Genomic DNA, 19,145 nt, shown 5'->3' with positions numbered 1-19,145 from the left:
TGTTTCCTTTAAATTCCTTCCTATAAGCGAGCTTCCGAAGAAGTTTATTATAATTTTGTTCCAATGTCTCTACAGTCTTTGAAGTTAAGCTATCATTGTCAAGCATTCTTAAGTAATGAGCGTTAAGGCTATTCATCTTAGCAAAATCAAGCTTAGAAGGTGATTTACCGAGTGAATCAAGATTAAACCAGTCTATAGCCTGAGTCATTGAGATAATTTCATCATTGCCGTGACTCCATCCAAGACGCAGTAAATAATTGCACAAACTTTCCGGTAAATACCCCATATCCTTATAAGCTTCAATGCCTAATGCTCCATGCCTTTTGGATAATTTTGCTCCGTCTGCTCCATGAATTAACGGTATATGAGTCATGCTCGGTACTGCATATCCGAAAGCCTGATAAATAGCGAGTTGCCTTGCTGCATTGGTTAAATGATCGTCACCTCTAATAATATGAGTTATACCCATATCATGATCGTCTACTACAACGGCTAGCATGTAAGTAGCAGTGCCGTCTGCTCTTAATAGTACCATATCATCTATATGAGAGTTTTCAATTACTACCTCACCTTGTAAAGTGTCATGAATTGTTATGCTACCCTCTCTTGGAGTTTTTAGACGTATTACCGGCTTAATATCAGTAGGATAGATAGATGGATCTTTGTCACGCCACTCGCTATTAAAAATAAAATGCTGTTTATTTTCTAAAGCTTGTTGTCGCTGTCTTTCTATTTCTTCTTGGCGAGTAAAACAATAATATGCTTTACCGTTTTGCAGTAATTTTAGTGCAGCTTCTTTGTAAAGATTATTACGTTTAGACTGGAATATAACCTCACCGTTCCAATCAAGCCCTAGCCATTTTAGACCTGAGAATATAGCTTCTACCGCTTCTTTAGTTGACCTTTCTTTATCAGTGTCTTCAATGCGAAGCAAGAACTTACCGTTATGATGCCTTGCGAACAAATAATTAAAAAGGGCGGTTCTTGCCGAACCTATATGTAAAAACCCCGTCGGTGACGGAGCAAATCTAGTAATTACTTTATTATTCATTTATTATCTTTTTTACATATATACTAAGAACTGTGTCATACCGTGGCTTGCCACGGTATCCAGAAAACAACTAAACATACTAATAATATTAGTATGTTTAACTGGATCCTGCGATCAAGTCAGCTGTGTTGCATGGATCAGTTTTTGCGTCATTGCGAGGAAATTACATAGCAATTGACGAAGCAATCCAGTAAAAAATGCTAAAAATTAGCATTTTTTTATTATTTTTCTGGATTGCCACGCTCCTTACAGTCGCTCGCAATGACGATTCGGTATTCATGCAACAAGGCTGATCAAGTTAGCTAGGATAACACATACTCTTTCTCCCCAAACACATAAAATAATTTACGTCTATATCATCGCTTAATTTCCACTCATTTTTAGCTGGATCATATACCAAGCCTTTCAGTTCTTTAATTTCAATTGTGGTATCCGTAAGCATTTCGTAAATTTCCAACGGTTTTAGGAATTTGCTATAATCATGAGTGTTTTTTGGTACCCAACCTAAAATATATTCGGCAACTATTATTCCAAGTATATAAGCTTTTTTAGTACGGTTAATCGTAGAAATTATTGCCATACCGTTTGGCTTAATATGCTTCACCAAATTTAGTATAAATTGCTGTACGTTTTCTACGTGTTCAATAACCTCAAGACAAATTACCACATCATATAGCTTGTCACTTTCTAATTCTTCTATAGTAGATTGTAAATAATTTATCTTTACGTCGTTTTCCTTAGCATAAGCAGTTGCCGTTTCAATATTACTTTGCAGTGCATCAATGGCTGTAACGTTAAAACCTTGAGCCGCTAAAGGCGTTGCAATTAACCCTCCACCGCAACCGACGTCTAATATTTCTAATTTAGAAATATCGTTAGACATCTTTTCAAACTCTACTTCTAGAGGTAATTTGTGCGTCAATCTGCTGTTCGCATCCTCACGTACCAAAGCGTACGCTGCGGTGCTGTGCTGCATGTTTCCTACAAATTCCTCTCTATAAGCGAGTTTGGAAAGGTGTCTATTGTAATGCGTATTTATTTTCTCTATTATATATTCAAGGCGAATAGGGTTTATTCGGTGTAAGATACCGAATTCTCCGTCCTTATTCCACCAATTATGAGAAATTTTCTCAAATTTTTCTAATTCTTTTTTATCGATTGAAGACATAGTCTATGATTCTTTCCAATGTCATCCCGTGGCTTGACCACGGGCTCCATAAGTACAGCCTAAGAACTTTAGTGGATCCCGTGGTCAAGCCACGGGATAACAAGAGGCCATACAACAAACATATATAATATACTCAGATGACTTTAATAATACTAGCCTTAATTTTAATTAGCTGCATATTTGCCCCGCTTGGCTGCATTGCCCTATGGAAGAGATATATTTATTTCGGTGACGGGCTTGCTCATAGTAGTTTTTTAGTGGCTAGTATAAGTATTATAGCACATGTTCCATTAATATATTCAGGCATAATAGTTGCAATTCTTTTTTCGTTTTTTGTGTTTATTTTTAAAAATAATTCTGAAAAAAACGCAGTTATTAATTTGATTTCTAGCTTTATGCTAGCTGTTGCTTTAGTTATTAATTATTTTACTTCTTTGCAGAATAATATAGTGAATTTGTTGTTTGGGGATATTTTATCCGTATCTTTTAATGATTTGATGATACTTGCAATAGTGCTAATAACTATTATAGGCTTTATAGTATATTTTTATAATCAAATTCTTCTTATCATTATCAATAGAGATATTGCCGTCATAAAAGGCTTAAAGGTTAATATTATTGAGCTAATATTTTTACTGCTTCTCTCATTATCGGTATTTTCTGCTATAAAGATTGTCGGAGTACTTATGGTAACTGCTATTTTACTTATTCCTGCAATGATTGCACGGTTTGTAGCATATAGCCCCTCCCAGATGATTATAATATCAATTCTTATATCTTTATTTATTAATTTTTGTGCTGCATTTAGCTCTTTCTACTTTGATTTACCTTTAACTCCATTGTTTATTATATTAGGTACGTTTATTTATGGTTTGTTGTATTTAAAGCGATTATTATGAACCAAAATGCATTTACTGAATATGTCAAAGAATTGTTAGAACCATATGGTTCAGTAGCCGTTCGTGTAATGTTTGGTGGATATGGTATATATAAGAGTGATGTTATAATAGGAATTATTAAGAGCAATGAATTATATTTTAAGTCAGATCTAAGCACTTATGAATATTTTCAATCTTTCGGTTCTGAGTTATTTGTATATCAAAGTAAAGGTAAACTTGTAACTCTATCATATTGGAAGGTGTTACCTGAAATTATGGAGGATCAAGAGTTATTAGGTAAGTGGTTTAAATTAGTTTTGAATGCTGCTATTAATAGTCAAAAGAAAAAATAAATGTCGTCCCGTGGTTTGACTAGCGTTGTTGTGTGTGGCGTTTTTTTCTGTCATTGCGAGAAGACGCCATAGGCGTCGACAAAGAAATCTCAGGCACGATTCCTGAGATTGCCACGCTCCTTGCAGTCGCTCGCAATGAAGTTAAAATCTATCCACATTTTTCATTATCTCAAGATAATCAATTTTGCCGTTTGTAAGTAGAGGTATTTCTGAATCGGTAATAATTACTTTCGGTAAATGTAGTAAAGGAATTTGAGCTTTAGATACAGCATCTGCAAAGTTCTCTCTATTTATATTGGAACCGGTAGTAAGTAAAATAATCTTGTCTTCGTGCGTTTTATCGGGAATAGAAATAGCAGCGTGCAAGGAATCAGGATCAATGTCGCTTGCAAGTTCTTCAATTTTTGTAAGAGATATCATTTCCCCTGCTATTTTAGCAAAGTGTTTTAAACGTCCTAGAGTTGTTATATATCCTTCAGAATCGATTGTGACTATATCGCCTGTGTCGTACCATTCTTTATAAGTACGGTGACCTTCTAAGTCCAAGTAACCAAGCATGATGTTAGGACCCTTAATGAATAAACGTCCCCCTTCATTTATTCCCTCTACTTTCTCAAGCTTATAATCAATTTTCGGTAATAATCTTCCTACCGTGCCTGCTTTATTATGCATAGGGGTATTGCAAGCTATAATAGGTGAGGCTTCTGTAATCCCATATCCTTCAAAAATACGTATGCCATACTTATTAAGCCAAAATTGTCGTGTAGATTCTTTTAATTTCTCGCTACCGGCAAATATATAGCGTAATGAGTAAAAATCGTATGGGTGAGCGTAATTAGCATAACCGTTTAAAAAAGTATCGGTAGAAATTAATATAGTTGCTCCAATATCGTATATAACTTCAGGAATGCTACGATAATTTAGTGGAGAAGGATATAGAAACAGCTTAATACCGTTTAAAGTTGTAATAATTGCACCACTAAGACCAAAACTATGAAATAGCGGTAGCGCATTAAATACTATATCTTCAGGGCTAAAAGGTACTTTAGCAGTTATTTGATATCTATTAGTTTGTAAATTTCTGTGAGATAATAATACGGCTTTAGGTTCACCTTCAGTACCCGAAGTAAAAATTATCACTGCCGGTTTTTCGTCATCACGATTACGACAAAAATAATTGTAATAAGTTTGGGCACAATAACTTCCTATTTTTGCTTTTAGTTTTAGGGCTGTACCAATCTGATTTTTAAAATCTTCTAAATATATTATTTTAATACCGAAATCTAATAAGTTAGTTATTAATGCATGTAAATTTGCTTTCTCAATAAATTGTTTTGAAGTGTAAACTACTTTAATTTGTGCAAGTTTACAGGAGTTAATAATAGTACTTATGCCGCTGCTCCAGTTAATTATAGCAGGAACATAACCGCTAGATTGCATAGCGTAAAAAGTAATTAACGTATTCGTGGTATTAGGCAACATTAAGCCTAAATTTCTGCCAAAGATATTATTCTTTTTGATTAAATCACCTAGGATAAAAGATTTTAATATTAAATCTCGATAAGTAACCGCATTATTTTCAAAATCATCAACTATTTTTTTCTTAAATCCATGAATTTTAGCAGCTTCTATAAGAGATGAGAATACAGTATTTTGATAGTCTGAACTTTCAAACATCATGTCAGCCATGATATCATAAAGAGTCCTAGATATATAACTGCGTCGTTCTTGATTGCTTGTAGCATCCATATTAGCGAATTTTACCGGTGGTAAAACGGTTATAGTAATTTTAGGAAATATTTTTCTTTTTAATATGTTTTTTAATTTTGATAAATGAGTAAATTGAGTACCGTCTATTCTAACCGGTAAGACGGTAGCACCGGCTTTATCGGCAATCATTCCCGGTCCTTCGTATATTTTCATTAAAGAGCCGGTAACGCTTATTCTACCTTCAGGGAAAATTGCTACTTTCTGATCCTTTTGTACTGCTTTTACTAAAGTCTTTATTGCCATTGGGTTACTTGGATCAACCGGCAAAGTTCTTGCCATACGTAAAAACGGTTTAATCCACCATATTTTTTGTATATCGGGACTAATTGCAAAAGTCATTTCTTCTCGTAAGTAAGTAGCAATTAGCGGCGGATCTAGATATGAAATATGGTTAGCGACCACTACTACTTTTTTACCTGCTTTTTGAAAATTTTCAAATCCTTTAACTTCAACCTTATACATAAGATCAAAACAGATTTGGAATATTCTTCGCAATAGCTTAAATGGAATAATTTTAACTTCAGGTATTAAACGGTAAATATGTATAGTAACGATTATATTAGCTAGGCTAATAAATAATATAATCCAGGGTATAGTGAAATTTAGGTAAAATAATAAAGATAGAATTATTGTGGATCCCACCATGAAAATGGAATTGATAAGATTGTTAACGGCAATAATTCGACTACGATGAGCAGGGTTTGCGTAATGCTGTAATATCGCAAAAAGCGGAACGATATATAATCCGCCTATTGCCGCTAAGAACAATAAATCTATAACTATGCGCCAATTATGTCTTTTCGATAAAAATACAAAAATACTTTTTAGCTGAGTAGGTTCGTAGTTAACTGAGCTAATTCTACTTGCAAAGAATAAATCAATACCAAAAATACTAATGCCTAGGGCTGAAATAAATAGATATTTAACGGTAATCTCATCTTCAAATATTTTGCTACATAAAAACGAACCGACCCCAACACCAAGCGAGAAAACCGCTAAAAATAAATTAGCAACATTCTCATCAGCTTTAAAAGTTATCTTAGCAAGTAAAGGTATTTGAGAAATTATAGCAGCTCCGATAAACCAAAACCATGAAATACCAAGTATAGCTAAATATATCTGTTTTTTTGCTTTGGCATATTTAATCATATTTATGCTTTCGTCTATAATATTTAAATTTATTTTAATATCACGATTTACGTTTTTAGATTTTGGGGAAAAAAGGCTTGTAATAAAGCCAAGAAAAGCGATGGTAATGAAGGAATAAATTATAAAATTATTGCTGATTGTATAATAGCTGCCGATTATAGTACCGATAAAAATACCGATAAAAGTTCCGGCTTCAACAAAGCCGTTAGCTCCAAGTAGTTCGTCTTTATTTAGGTGATCAGGTAATACGCTATATTTGATTGGACCGAAAAAAGTAGAATGTATACCCATTAAGCCAATAGAACAAAACAGGATTAACAGATTATTATGATGAAATCCGTAAATTGCAAAGGCAATTATACCGATTTCACAAATCTTAATAATTTTAATAAGATTTGCACGCTCGTATTTATCGGCAATTTGTCCTGCTATGCTTGCGAATATTATAAAAGGTAATACAAAAGTAGCATTAGCAATTAAAACAAGTAGATTATTATATTTACTTAAAGCTCCTGAAATACCATAAGTTATAAGGATTACCAGAGCATTTTTTAATATATTATCATTAAGACAACCGCATAACTGCACTATAAAATTCGGTAAAAATCGTCTATCTTTGAAAAGATATAATTTGTTTGTGTCCATGATATAAAATATTTTAAATGCCAATTTTATTGGGTGACTCTTATGTCATTCCCGTGAAAACAGGGATCCAGTAATTAAAAAATATAAATACAGTAAGTTTTGCAAACTAAAAACTCGATTTATCTCGCTTTACCCTGGATTCCCGCGTATGCGGGAATGACATAAGCGAGCTATGCAACAAAACCTAAACTCCCCAAATATTAGCAATTTATATTAATATGTCAAATGTGGTGCTTATTTACTTTCTGTTTCTAAGCATCTTGATTTTATTAATTCATCTACACGAGAAATGTTTTCGTCCGTAGAATCAGTGTAATTTTTGACTATTGTTTGTAATGCAGATAAAGCTTGGCTTGTAGTATCTTTCGTTTTAACTTTCTTTCTTCTTTGTAAATTCTTTTTTAAGGCAGTTGATAAATTATCAAATTTAGCCGGTGATTTGGCTTTTTTCGGTGCTTCTTTGATATAGTTGGTAGACGACATAAATAATTATCTTTTCACATTAGCATTATTATATTATATTATGGATATTTTGGAAAATAAAACTATAAATAATCTATGAATCAAAGTAATATAATCTCTCCTGAGTTACTGGATGAGAGAAGAAATATTGCAAGGCAAGGGGGCGGTGAAGCTAGGATCAACGCACAACATCAAAAAGGTAAGTTAACTGCACGAGAACGCATAGAAGTATTATTAGATCCGAATAGCTTTACCGAAACAGGTATGTTTGTATCCCATAGATGCGATAATTTTGGGATGCAGGATAAAAAGTTTTTAGGTGACGGCGTTGTAACGGGACACGGTACGATAAACGGTAGGTTGGTATTTATTTATAGCCAAGATTTTACCGTACTCGGCGGCTCTCTCGGCGAATATCATGCTAAGAAAATCTGTGATATTATCGATCAAGCTATAGAAACCGGTGCTCCCGTAATCGGTATTAACGACTCAGGGGGAGCAAGAATTCAAGAAGGGGTTGATGCTCTGGCCGGATACGGTGAATTATTTCAGCGTAATGTTTTAGCGTCGGGTGTCATCCCTCAAATTACCCTAATTATGGGCCCTTGTGCCGGTGGTGCGGTATATTCTCCTGCCTTAACCGATTTTATATTTATGGTTAAGAATAGTTCTTATATGTTCGTAACTGGTCCCGATGTAGTAAAAACCGTTACGGGTGAAGAAGTAAGCCAAGAAAAGCTCGGCGGTGCTAGGATGCATACCACTAAAAGCGGCGTTGCTGATCTTGCATTTAACAATGATATAGAAGCATTGCTTGAAATTCGTAAATTCTTTAATTTCCTTCCGTCATCCAATCGTAGTCCTCTTCCTGTTCGTGCGACTGTTGATCCTGCCGATAGAGTTGATATGTCTCTTAGCACGTTAATACCTAACACTCCTAATAAGCCTTATGATATGAAAGAGCTTGTTGAGCGTATCGTTGATGAGGGAGAATTTTTTGAACTACAACCTGATTTTGCTAAGAATATCATTATTGGCTTTGGTTATATGGAAGGTTATCCGGTAGGATTTGTGGCTAATCAGCCTTTGCATTTAGCAGGATGTTTAGATATAAACGCCTCAAGAAAAGCAGCAAGATTTGTTAGATTTTGTGATGCTTTCAATATTCCTATAGTAAGTCTTGTTGATGTGCCTGGATTTCTGCCTGGTACATCCCAAGAGCATGATGGTATTATTAAACACGGGGCTAAGCTGTTATACGCTTATGCGGAAGCTACAGTGCCGAAGATTACTGTGATTACCCGTAAGGCTTATGGAGGTGCTTATATAGTTATGAACTCCAAGCATCTTAGAGGCGATATAAACTATGCTTGGTTTAATTCGGAAATCGCTGTTATGGGGGCAGAGGGAGCAGCCGAGATAATATTTAAGGAAGAATGTAAAAACCCTGAAGCTAAAAAACAAAAAATCGATGAATATAGGAAAGTAGTAACTTCGCCTTTTGTTGCGGCATCTAGGGGATATTTGGATGATATTATAAGACCACAAAATACCAGATGGCGAATATGTAAGGCATTAAATTTCCTGCGTACTAAAAAAGTAGAACTGCCTTGGAAGAAGCATGATAATTTGCCGCTTTAGCTGTCATCCCGTGGCTTGACCACGGGCTCTCAGAATACAGTCTGTGACACAAGACCCCGTGGTCAAGCCACGGGGTGACATTAGGATATAAAAAACTATGAATAAACCATTATTTGATAAAATTTTAATTGCTAATCGTAGCGAGATCGCCGTTAGGATAATACGTACCTTAAAAAAGATGGGGATAAAGTCGGTTGCAGTATATTCTGAAGCGGATACAAACTCAATGTATGTGCAGCATGCAGATGAGGCTTATTATATAGGTGATTCCCCCGCAACGGAAAGTTATTTATCTATTAAAAATATTATTTCGGCGATTCGTGAAAGTGGCGCAAGTGCAGTACATCCAGGTTACGGTTTTTTGTCAGAAAATCCAAATTTTGCCAATATTCTTAAAAGAGAAGGTGTTGTTTTAATAGGACCGAGTGCCGGAACTATTAAAAAAATGGGCGATAAAATCGAAGCAAAAAAGATAGCGATAGAAGCCGGAGTTAGCACCGTGCCAGGTTATATGGGAACTATAAACGATGTTAAACAAGCTATAGATTTTGCTAAAGAGATTGGTTTTCCGGTAATAGTAAAAGCGGCTGCCGGCGGCGGTGGGCGTGGTATGAGAGTAGTGAATAATCCCGCTGAAATGGCCAATGCTTTTGAGTCGGCAAAGCTTGAAGCAGCCAATAGTTTTAGTGACGATAGATTATTTATTGAGAAGTTAATTCAAACTCCCCGTCATATTGAAATTCAGCTAATTGCCGATCAATACGGCAATAGTGTATGTCTCGGAGAGCGGGAATGTTCAATACAGCGTCACCATCAAAAAGTAATCGAAGAAGCACCAAGTTCTTTTATTACTGAAGATATAAGGCAAGAAATGTATAGGCAGGTAATATCCTTATCTCAAAAAGTGGGATATTATTCGGCCGGTACCGTTGAGTTTATAGTAGATAGCAATAAAAATTTCTATTTTTTAGAGATGAATACTAGGTTGCAAGTCGAGCATCCTGTTACTGAGCTAATTACCGGTATAGATATCGTTGAAGAGATGATACAAATCGCAGCCGGCGAGAAATTATCATTTACACAAGATGACGTACAATTAAAAGGTTGGGCATTTGAATCACGAATTTGTGCCGAAAACCCAAGCCGAGGTTTCTTACCTTCTAGCGGTAGAATTATAGCTTATTCCGAACCTGCAAAGAGTCCTAATATCCGTATAGATACAGGGATTGGGCTTGGCGGCGAAGTAAGTATGTTTTATGACTCAATGATTGCAAAATTATGTACTTACGGTGAAACAAGAGAGCAGGCAATTGAGCTAATGCATTCTGCTTTGAGTTCTTATATAATTAACGGTATTGCTCATAATATCAGTTTCTTAGAAGCGGTAATGCTACATCCACGCTTTGTTAGCGGCGATATTTCTACTGCCTTTATTCAAGAAGAATATCCTGACGGTTTTTCCGGAGCTAGTCTAACTTCAGAAGTAACTACCGTATTTTTAGCAACAGCTATTTTTATTTATATATCGGAGCAAAGACGTGCTTCTTTAATTTCCGGCAATATTAACAATCAGGCTAACAAAATAGGTACAAGATGGGTAGTAACTATCGATGATAAACTATTTCCCGTATTAATTACACCTGTTGAAAACGGCTATAATATACGTCACGAAAGCGATAGAATATATATTCGTAGTAACTGGAATTTAGGTAATGAACTTTTTACGGCTATAATTAACGGTAAAAAGACAAATGTGAAAATTGAGAATATCAGAACCGGTTATTTATTATCGCATGCCGGTATTAGCGTAAAAGCCTTTGTACGCTCTCCTCGTATCTCAGAACTTGAAGCGTTGATGGTCTCAAAAGTAGTGGTGGAAGAAAGCTCCGAACTACAAGCTCCTCTAAGCGGTCAGATTGCTGCGATAAAGGTGAAAGAAGGGCAGGAAGTGACGGCAGGACAAGAAATTATGATTTTAACTGCTATGAAAATGGAAAACCTGATTCTTGCCGAAAGAGACGGAAAAATAGCTAAAATTTTTGTTAATGAAAAGGATAATGTTATAAGAGGGCAGATATTATTAGAATTTGCTTGATATATTAGATTCTGTAAATAATTCCATTATTTATATTTTCAGATATTTTTTAGCGAAAATTAATAAGATGTTTGCAGTAATAGTTGTTCCTATTTCACAACAATCTTATAATTTGCAGCAAAGAAGAGCAAAAATAGATTAATTTAAGTTTCCTTCACAGAACCTAATATATTGTCTTTCGCTTATAATTCGCTACTATAGTAAACTCAGCTCCATTTTATGACAAGCATAAGGGTAGAGCCTATATATTAATAGGCAAGACAACGAACAACGAAGTACAAAATAGAGATCAGTTTACTATATTCATTTATTTAGAATTAATTAAGTCAAAATGTTTCTCAATAACTGAAATATTTGAGCTAGCTTTTTCAAATAGATAATGATTTTTGTTTACCTTTTATTATATACCTCTACAGCTTCTGTAAATTCTTCTTGATTAAGGTAACACTCTTCTCCTAAATAATATTGTGCTTCTTGATAATAATTAGAGCTTTTGTGTATTTTACTATACATGTCTATAGCTTCTAATTTCTCATTCCTAAAATAATGTCCTTCCGTAAGATTTTTTATAAAAAAGTATATATTACCATGAAATATGATTCTCATGTTTCGTGGTAATATATATGTATCTAATAAATGTGTAAGAGGTTTTGTCGTCATTGTGAGGAAAATTGTAAGTTTTGATTAAGCAATCTAGTTAAAAATACTAATATTATTAGTATTTTTAACTAGACCCCATGGACAAGCCACAGGGTAACAATTAGGAAACTGGTCCACGCAACAACGTCTATGCAGGAATGACATAAGAGTAGGCAATGAAGCAATCTTATCGTAGGAATAATATTATTAAAGCTCAGAATCAAATATTTTTATATCACCCGCCTAAAGACGTTTCTTCATCAAGTCCCTTAAGGGCAAAAGTGCGAAATATACCTGATTTAGAAGGAGTATGTTTTAACCTAGAGCCTGTGTTAGGTTTTTCAGTTTCAACCTTAAAATCAGAAACATAGCCCTCGTCTTCTACTACAGTATTTGTATTTATTGGAATTTTCTTCCCGCTAGAATAATCTTCTAACAGTGCTTTAATTTCTGCAAAATTTTGTAAATCTTTAGATAGTTGTTTTTTGAATTTAGAAAATTTTTGCTTTATTTGTTCTGATGATAAATTCTTATATCCGTCATAATGTGATGATATACTTGTTTTTAATATCCTCTCTAATATGTATTGGTGGTTAGGATTATTAGCTTTTTTACACAATGTAGAAATCTCAGTGATTTGAGTTAGTTGACACGATATATGGCTATATAAGTTATCTTTTTCCCATCCTTTAACATTATAGTGAGCACCGTGTTTAAGTAAATATTTTACTATTGTGACCTGCCCATACTCTGATGCAAGTATTAAAGGTGATACATCTGTATTGCCGTTAATCGTTACCCCTGTATCTAATAATGTTTTTACCGCATTTAAATTACCGTATATTATTGCTACTTCTAGAGCTACATCTAAATTAGCATTTTTAGATAAAAGATACTTTGCAATTTCTTTTCTATTTTTTAAATTTGCGGTACTTAATGGTGTGTTAAACGATATGCAGTATTAATATCAAAACCGCAACAAATTTTTTAATTACTTCAAGCTTATTTTCGTTTATTGCTTTAAAAAAGATTTGCTTATGAAGATCGTTTACATTTTGACCACCTTGTGCTGCTTCTTCTAAGGTTGTATTTAAATAAGTTGCTCCTTTTATTAAAAGATCACATGTAATGTCTATTTTGTAAGGTTCTTCCAACCGGCAGTAACATTTAGTGTATTAGAACCATAATGACTAAAATTTACATTCGCTCCTTTTTCTTCTACAAAATACTTTACTAAAATTAAATTTTTATTGTGTATTGCTTGTATTAGGCTGGGATTAGGTTCAAACGTAAGATGATTAAGTAAATATTCAGCTTGTGCATTATTGTTTTTAAGTATATTATTTTAAATACCCTAGAGTTATTACATTTTCTGTTTTAGTATTTTCCGGCTTAGTAGTTCTTTTAATTTGAGAACCCCCTGGAGCTGTGGAGAAGTTGTGCATGATAATTTACCTTAAATTAATTTATAGCGTGCGTTATAGATTAATCTAAGTAAATTATCAACATCTTAATTGATAGTAAAATAATTTACGATTTCTTAACTTTAAGTTGTATTTGATGGTTCTCTAATTCTACTTTACTTACATAATCAGGCGTGAAATTTTTAGCAAACTCGCCTAAAGTGTGTTCTTTAATAAAGTCTCCATAATTATCAATTATCTTAGATAAATCAAACTCGCTTATTATCTCAATTAAAATCCTGTCAGTGATAGAGAAATCGGCATCTTTTCGAGCCTGTTGTATAAAGCGTACAATGTCTCTTGCGTATCCTTCTTCTATTAACTCAGGTGTTAGATCTAAATCAAGTATTAACAAGCTACTATTATTCTCAAAACTTGCTGCTCCTTTGATATGTGAATACGGCTCTAAAACTAGCTTATATTCGTCACTATTTAAGGTTTCACCGCATATAGCTAAACCGCCTGCGATAGCTTCCCACTCACCTTGTTTAGAAGCGGCTATAATCTCTTTCATTTTATGCGGCAAACGTTTACCAAGCATTGGGAAATTAATCGATAGTTTTTTGCTTGCGTAATTCTCTAGATCGTCACGATAAATTACCGCCTTAACATTAATTTCATCTTTAATTAAATCTTCAAAATCTTTGAGGTTGTTATTATGTTTACTGATAATAGCTATGCTAGCAAGTGGCTGCCTTACCCTGATATTTTCAGTGCTTCGGATAAATAGGCTATTACTGCAAATATCAAGCACGTTATCCATAGTAGCAACCAGCTCGTGATTTATTTCAAAGTCTGAGAGAGTAGGGTAGTTGCAGAGATGTACGCTAATCGCGTCATTGCGAGGCACTGAAAGTGCCGTGGCAATCTTATGAGATACTCCTGAAATTGCTTTGTCAAGACTTGTGTCTTTCCTCGCAATGACGTTTGATTTTCCTGAGAGTGTCGTGTCGTTACGCTCCTCACAATGACGTAATCCCTTATATATCGCTTCCGAAATCATAGGCACTAGTGCCGACATCGCAATAGCCATGGTGTCTAAACATGAATATAGAGTATTATAAGCATTTTGCTTATCTGTATCTTTTTCGCTTTTCCAAAATCTAGCTCGGCTTCGTCTTATATACCAGTTATTCAAAACTTCAAAAAATTCTGAAACTGCATGATAAGCTGTTTGCGTATCGAAATTATCTAAGCTCTCTTCAATTTTTTGTACGGCTATTTTAAGCTTAGATAATATATAAACATCAAGTACGTTTTTAGAGCTAAAATTAAGCTTGCCTTTAAGCGAATCGGCATTAGCATACATCGTAAAGAAATGGTAAGCATTCCATATAGGTTTGATAAATAGACGAAGCGTATCAAATACCATTTTGCCGTCTTTATCAATTAATAGCTCCTGACCTTTAACAACGTTTGAAGATAACATCGTAACTCTTAAAGCGTCAGAGCCGTATTTATCAAATAGCTCCAGCGGATCGGCGTAGTTATTAAGACGCTTTGAAAGTTTTTGACCTGTAGCATCTAAAATTACGCCGTGGCATATACAATTTAAAAACGGTGGGCGATCAAATAAAGCGGTAGATAGCACCATTAAAGTATAAAACCATCCGCGTGTTTGAGCTGAATACTCAACTATAAAATCAGCCGGAAAATGATCCTCAAACCACTCTTTATTTTCAAAAGGGTAATGGGCTTGCCCATATGGCATTGAACCGCTTTCAAACCAGCAATCAAACACGTCTTCTATTCTACGCATTGTTGATTTACCGGTTGGATCGTCGGGATTTGGTCTTGTCAGTTCATCGATAAACGGACGATGTAAATCAGTAACTTTAACACCAAAATCTTTCTCTAATTCCTCTATAGAGCCGTAAACGTCTATGCGTGGATATTTTGGATCATCGGACTTCCATACAGGCAGCGGAGTTCCCCAGAATCTATTACGGCTTATCGACCAATCACGGGCATTTTCAAGCCACTTACCAAATAAATTATCTTTAACATGGAAAGGTATCCAGTTAATTTGCTGATTTAACTCTACCATTCTATCTTTAAATTGCGTAACCTTTACGTACCATGACGGAACAGCCTTATATATAAGAGGCGTATCTGTTCGCCAGCAATGAGGATAATTATGAATATACTGCTCGGTTTTGAGCCAATTTCCTTGCTCTTTCAGTTTGATTATTATTTTGTCATTTGCATCAAATACTTGTAAGCCCTCTAAATCAGGAATTTCTTTAGTGAATTTACCGCTATTATCAACAGGACAAACAAGCTCAATACCTTTCGATTCACAAAGTATTTGGTCATCTTCACCAAAGCCTGGAGCCATATGTACGACTCCCGTGCCGTCACCCTCAACCACGAAATCACCTGCAAATATCTTGAAGCTGTTTGGATGATTCTCGAAATAGTCGAATAAAGATTTATAGTTCAATCCTTGAAGTTCTGAGCCTTTAATTATCTCAAAATTTTCTTCACCGCTAAGTCCTAATTCTTTAGCATATTTAGAGACGGAATAGGCAGCTATTATATAACAAACATCATTTTTAGGGACTAATGCATAATCTATATCACTACCGACTGCTAAGGCTAAATTTGACGGCAATGTCCAAGGTGTTGTCGTCCAAGCGAGTATACGGTATTCTTTAAAAGATCCTGTGGTCGTAGCCACGGGATGAGATAGTACAAAACTCACCGTTACAGCTTTATCGGCTCGCTCACGATAAGAATGATCAAGTCTTGTTTCAAAATTAGAAAGCGGTGTTTCGCATGCCCAAGAATAAGGCATTACCCGCATAGATTCATACAATAACCCCTTATTATATAACTCCTTAAATGCCCAAAGTACGGATTCCATAAAATTCTTATCCATCGTTTTATAAGAATTTTTAAAATCCACCCATCTTGCTTGACGAGTTACATATTCTTCCCAATCATTAGCATATTTCATTACCGAAGCTCTGCAATGTGCATTAAACTTCTCTATACCAAAATTAGCTATTGCAAGACGTCCTGAAATGCCAAGTTCTTTCTCTGATTGCATTTCAGCAGGAAGACCGTGACAGTCCCAACCAAAGCGACGCTCGACTTTCTTACCTTTTACGGTTTGGTATCTAGCATATACGTCTTTAATAAAGCCGGTAAGCAAATGACCGTAATGCGGCAAACCGTTTGCAAAAGGCGGGCCGTCATAAAAAATAAATTCTGACTCTCCGTTCCTATCATCAATAGATTTTTGGAATATATTATTGTCTTGCCAAAATTTTAGTATCTCTCGCTCTAAGCCTGCAAAATCAGCATTCGAGCTAACTTCAGGATAATATTTAGTATTTGTCATTATTTTAGAAATTATTTTTACAAATATCTTCATTATATGCAATAGAGGTCATAATACAAGAATTTTTAAGGTATTTAAGAAAGTAATCAGGTGTATTACAGATTAAAAGATGATATAGAAAGTTTGTCTAACTCAATTCATTTCACTATTAGTTACTACCTATCGTTTCAGCTTCATAAGCCGGATAATATTTGTGCTTCGTATCCTAAATACTGCTACTCTTCATTTAAATATTTAAACATTACTTCAACTCTAGTATATTGTGTTAAATCGCTAAGGCACAGTGCTTTAGCATCACTTTCTACTTTATTACTTAAATTTAGTAGGAGCTTTTGTTTTTGCTCTAAATTAATAGTTTTCATAAGAGCTAGCAAATCACAGATTTTACATATTAAATTCTTTATTGTTATCTTTATACTATTAATATCTTCATTATATTTCACTTCGTTAAATTTTTTCACTTGAATCTCTTTATACTCAGGTACATTCTTATATTTAGTAACAGTACGGCTTTTTATCGTCTCTTTCTCTAGCCGTGCTTTTTTGTAAATTGGCTCATGGCCCTTAATTTGCCTTATACATACGTTATAATTTAATAGTTGGATATATAAATTGGTTTTGCTCAAGAAATATCATCATAAGTTTTTAATTTTTTCCTAGGTGGATAAGTATATATTGGCTTCGGCTCGATTTGTTTAGTTTCTTCTATAAGCTCTTTGTCTAAATATTTGTTGTTCTTCAGTATAGGCGATTTCTTTTAAACCTACATATTTCTTTTCTGTTTTATAAGAATAATATTTGTCATCATTTATCTTCTCTTGAAGATCTAAATTATTCAGAGAAAACTATCTTTAGTGTTTTTGAATTTTCACCGAAATAACTTATAGGGATAACTTGCTTATTAACTAATGTTCTATCATGTTCTTTATTAGAACATTCTTTTTTAAATTGAGTTTTCATATTATGTGAATTAGCGAATCAAAACAATATTGCAACTTAATTGTAAGCTAGCCCAAGCTTTGTCTGCTGTATATATCGGATAATTTTTTCCTGTCCTTTTTCTTCCGCAAGTAAAGCCATCAAGGAAGAAGAATCAAGAATTATTGTTATGAGAAGACATTATTGGGTTACAAGTTAAAATTTAGAATTTTCTTTATTCGCTTCTTGATATTTCTACTTTAAAAATTCATCAACAAATGATTCTGATTTAGAACCATGTTGTTTAAACAATGCTTAAGCTTCTTTTACAGTCTTATGACAAGTGATTAAATGTAAATTCATTATTAACTTTATTTATAAGTTTCAATAGCATTTTTATATTTGAGATGGAGTTAATATTACCCATTAAGCATATCTACGTAAACATTCTAACTATGGGGATCTTTGAAGGGGCGAGTAATTTTTTCATCTGTGAGAAAGTGTTTACTATATTTTCTACAGCAGTCTCAATCAATTTATCGGTTTCAATATAATTTTCTGATTCGTCTTGGATATAAAAAAGAATAGATGCAACATAAACCGAGAGCAATAAGCTTCTTTTGGTATAATAGTTAAAATCAAGAAATTTATCACCGGCATAACGCCAAATAGCATCACAACTACGGAATGCAACTTTAGTTCCTTGTATTGGGTTTAATGCAAAATAAGCGGCATTCTTACTATGAATAATAGGAAGTACGGTTTTGACCCTAGTCTTTACGGCCAAAGATATTTTTTCTCTTATTTTTGATGGTTCTGCTATTATCTTTAAGCTTTCTAGCATAATTTGATCTAAATACTCTTCCAAGAATCCTACTATTTCGGATAAACCTTCTGGAAAAACTATTAAGCTATAGCCTTTTGCGAAACCGCATTTTTCTTCTGCTTCTTCGAGTAGTTTATTATTCCATTCATTAAACGGTAATAATTCTAATAAAGATTGCACGAAGCTTATTTTTTTGATATGGTGTTCTTCTTGAATGCTCATATTTTTAACCTTGACATATAACTGAATTATAAGGTATAGTTCGATAAACCACAATATCTTTTAAGGAGAGTAATTTTAGTGATACTAGTAAATGTTCACGCCGGTAATTGTGATAATACGCTTAAGAATTTTAAGAAAAAGCTACAAAGAGAGCTTTATTTTCGTAAGATGAAAGAACAGCGTTATTATGAAACACCTTCAGCGAAGCGTGTTCGTAAAGCACAAGAAGCAGCAAGAAGACAGAGAAAATTTGCTCGTAAAAAAATGTTTGATGAATAAAATTTCAAACAATTTTCATACTAAATATAAAGCTAGAAATATTAATATTTCTAGCTTTTTTTATTGTCATCTAGTTGCTTGACCATGTGTTGTACAAACGTTCAAGATGTCATTCCTGTGAAAGCAGGAATCCAAAAAATAGCCATACAAAATTTTACTTATTTGATGAAATAAATATAATAAAAAAACAAGTTTTTATATGTTTGACTGGATTCCCGCTTCCGCGGGAATGACATAAAA

15 protein-coding genes and 2 pseudogenes are annotated in these 19,145 nt (G+C 34.0%); 6 read left to right on the top strand and 11 right to left on the bottom strand.

The features are described from left to right. Together gltX and ubiG are read right to left on the bottom strand one after the other, a co-directional pair. Positions 1–1,051, bottom strand: a 1,051-nt coding sequence (gene gltX, locus TENJIKU01_RS01495) for a glutamate--tRNA ligase (RefSeq protein ID WP_064428943.1), incomplete at its 3' end; no start/stop codon positions are given. A 298-nt stretch (positions 1,052–1,349) separates the two neighbouring features. Next, positions 1,350–2,219: a bifunctional 2-polyprenyl-6-hydroxyphenol methylase/3-demethylubiquinol 3-O-methyltransferase UbiG gene (gene ubiG, locus TENJIKU01_RS01490; RefSeq protein WP_064428942.1), complete on the bottom strand. Its 870-nt coding sequence runs from the start codon at positions 2,217–2,219 to the stop codon at positions 1,350–1,352. A gap of 137 nt (positions 2,220–2,356) precedes the next feature. On the opposite strand from ubiG, the gene TENJIKU01_RS01485 reads away from it, so the two are divergent. Together TENJIKU01_RS01485 and TENJIKU01_RS01480 are read left to right on the top strand one after the other, a co-directional pair. Further along, complete coding sequence (locus tag TENJIKU01_RS01485; RefSeq protein ID WP_004997884.1) at positions 2,357–3,118, top strand: metal ABC transporter permease; 762 nt, start codon at positions 2,357–2,359, stop codon at positions 3,116–3,118. After that, positions 3,115–3,450 (top strand): TfoX/Sxy family protein, encoded by a 336-nt coding sequence (locus TENJIKU01_RS01480; protein WP_064428941.1) that lies wholly within the window; start codon positions 3,115–3,117, stop codon positions 3,448–3,450. Before TENJIKU01_RS01485 ends, TENJIKU01_RS01480 begins: the two co-directional genes overlap by 4 nt. A 141-nt stretch (positions 3,451–3,591) precedes the next feature. Here the strand turns inward: TENJIKU01_RS01480 and TENJIKU01_RS01475 are convergent, their stop codons facing one another. Continuing rightward, on the bottom strand, positions 3,592–7,014 hold the full coding sequence (locus tag TENJIKU01_RS01475) for an acyl-[ACP]--phospholipid O-acyltransferase (RefSeq protein ID WP_064428940.1): 3,423 nt from the start codon (positions 7,012–7,014) through the stop codon (positions 3,592–3,594). Between the two features lie 234 nt (positions 7,015–7,248). After that, positions 7,249–7,497: a hypothetical protein gene (locus TENJIKU01_RS01470; protein ID WP_064428939.1), complete on the bottom strand. Its 249-nt coding sequence runs from the start codon at positions 7,495–7,497 to the stop codon at positions 7,249–7,251. 75 nt (positions 7,498–7,572) lie between these two features. Between TENJIKU01_RS01470 and TENJIKU01_RS01465 the strand changes: the two genes are divergently transcribed. After that, positions 7,573–9,117 carry an acyl-CoA carboxylase subunit beta gene (locus TENJIKU01_RS01465; RefSeq protein WP_064428938.1) on the top strand — a complete coding sequence of 515 codons (1,545 nt, stop codon included), beginning with the start codon at positions 7,573–7,575 and terminating at the stop codon, positions 9,115–9,117. A gap of 97 nt (positions 9,118–9,214) precedes the next feature. After that, positions 9,215–11,212: an acetyl/propionyl/methylcrotonyl-CoA carboxylase subunit alpha gene (locus tag TENJIKU01_RS01460; RefSeq protein ID WP_064428937.1), complete on the top strand. Its 1,998-nt coding sequence runs from the start codon at positions 9,215–9,217 to the stop codon at positions 11,210–11,212. Between the two features lie 390 nt (positions 11,213–11,602). Here TENJIKU01_RS01460 and TENJIKU01_RS10080 read toward each other — a convergent pair whose 3' ends face one another. Then, the gene (locus TENJIKU01_RS10080; protein ID WP_255374159.1) at positions 11,603–11,725 is read right to left on the bottom strand and encodes a hypothetical protein; all 123 of its coding nucleotides are present in this window, start codon (positions 11,723–11,725) and stop codon (positions 11,603–11,605) included. 694 nt (positions 11,726–12,419) lie between these two features. Beyond that, a pseudogene (locus TENJIKU01_RS10530) lies at positions 12,420–12,707 on the bottom strand (ankyrin repeat domain-containing protein); the annotation flags it as partial. Here TENJIKU01_RS10530 and TENJIKU01_RS09405 point away from each other — a divergent pair. Continuing rightward, positions 12,634–12,816: a hypothetical protein gene (locus tag TENJIKU01_RS09405; protein ID WP_064428945.1), complete on the top strand. Its 183-nt coding sequence runs from the start codon at positions 12,634–12,636 to the stop codon at positions 12,814–12,816. The pseudogene TENJIKU01_RS10530 and the gene TENJIKU01_RS09405 sit on opposite strands and share 74 nt — an antisense overlap. Here the strand turns inward: TENJIKU01_RS09405 and TENJIKU01_RS08790 are convergent. From TENJIKU01_RS08790 to TENJIKU01_RS01425, 5 genes and pseudogenes are all read right to left on the bottom strand, one after another. Further along, positions 12,785–13,091 (bottom strand): annotated as a pseudogene (locus tag TENJIKU01_RS08790) (hypothetical protein). The gene TENJIKU01_RS09405 and the pseudogene TENJIKU01_RS08790 overlap by 32 nt on opposite strands. 290 nt (positions 13,092–13,381) lie before the next feature. After that, positions 13,382–16,660 carry an isoleucine--tRNA ligase gene (ileS, locus tag TENJIKU01_RS01435; RefSeq protein ID WP_064428944.1) on the bottom strand — a complete coding sequence of 1,093 codons (3,279 nt, stop codon included), beginning with the start codon at positions 16,658–16,660 and terminating at the stop codon, positions 13,382–13,384. A 215-nt stretch (positions 16,661–16,875) separates the two neighbouring features. Then, complete coding sequence (locus tag TENJIKU01_RS01430) at positions 16,876–17,286, bottom strand: hypothetical protein (RefSeq protein WP_064428935.1); 411 nt, start codon at positions 17,284–17,286, stop codon at positions 16,876–16,878. Positions 17,287–17,491: 205 nt separating this feature from the next. Then, on the bottom strand, positions 17,492–17,620 hold the full coding sequence (locus tag TENJIKU01_RS10070) for a hypothetical protein (RefSeq protein ID WP_255374158.1): 129 nt from the start codon (positions 17,618–17,620) through the stop codon (positions 17,492–17,494). A gap of 394 nt (positions 17,621–18,014) precedes the next feature. Further along, positions 18,015–18,626: a COQ9 family protein gene (locus tag TENJIKU01_RS01425; RefSeq protein WP_064428934.1), complete on the bottom strand. Its 612-nt coding sequence runs from the start codon at positions 18,624–18,626 to the stop codon at positions 18,015–18,017. Positions 18,627–18,704: 78 nt separating this feature from the next. Between TENJIKU01_RS01425 and rpsU the strand changes: the two genes are divergently transcribed. Further along, positions 18,705–18,905, top strand: a complete 201-nt coding sequence (gene rpsU, locus TENJIKU01_RS01420; protein ID WP_012148483.1) for a 30S ribosomal protein S21 — start codon at positions 18,705–18,707, stop codon at positions 18,903–18,905. The last annotated feature ends 240 nt before the right edge of the window (positions 18,906–19,145 follow it).

It is taken from the genome of Rickettsia sp. Tenjiku01, assembly GCF_001653015.1.
GTDB lineage: Bacteria > Pseudomonadota > Alphaproteobacteria > Rickettsiales > Rickettsiaceae > Rickettsia > Rickettsia rickettsii.
This window is presented reverse-complemented; position numbering and strand designations above follow the sequence as displayed.

Coding starts and splice junctions, on each gene's coding strand:
- ubiG (WP_064428942.1), bottom strand. CDS start 2,219: ATGTCTTCAATCGATAAAAAAGAATTAGAAAAATTTGAGAAAATTTCT.
- TENJIKU01_RS01485 (WP_004997884.1), top strand. CDS start 2,357: ATGACTTTAATAATACTAGCCTTAATTTTAATTAGCTGCATATTTGCC.
- TENJIKU01_RS01480 (WP_064428941.1), top strand. CDS start 3,115: ATGAACCAAAATGCATTTACTGAATATGTCAAAGAATTGTTAGAACCA.
- TENJIKU01_RS01475 (WP_064428940.1), bottom strand. CDS start 7,014: ATGGACACAAACAAATTATATCTTTTCAAAGATAGACGATTTTTACCG.
- TENJIKU01_RS01470 (WP_064428939.1), bottom strand. CDS start 7,497: ATGTCGTCTACCAACTATATCAAAGAAGCACCGAAAAAAGCCAAATCA.
- TENJIKU01_RS01465 (WP_064428938.1), top strand. CDS start 7,573: ATGAATCAAAGTAATATAATCTCTCCTGAGTTACTGGATGAGAGAAGA.
- TENJIKU01_RS01460 (WP_064428937.1), top strand. CDS start 9,215: ATGAATAAACCATTATTTGATAAAATTTTAATTGCTAATCGTAGCGAG.
- TENJIKU01_RS10080 (WP_255374159.1), bottom strand. CDS start 11,725: ATGTATAGTAAAATACACAAAAGCTCTAATTATTATCAAGAAGCACAA.
- ileS (WP_064428944.1), bottom strand. CDS start 16,660: ATGACAAATACTAAATATTATCCTGAAGTTAGCTCGAATGCTGATTTT.
- TENJIKU01_RS10070 (WP_255374158.1), bottom strand. CDS start 17,620: ATGAAAACTCAATTTAAAAAAGAATGTTCTAATAAAGAACATGATAGA.
- TENJIKU01_RS01425 (WP_064428934.1), bottom strand. CDS start 18,626: ATGAGCATTCAAGAAGAACACCATATCAAAAAAATAAGCTTCGTGCAA.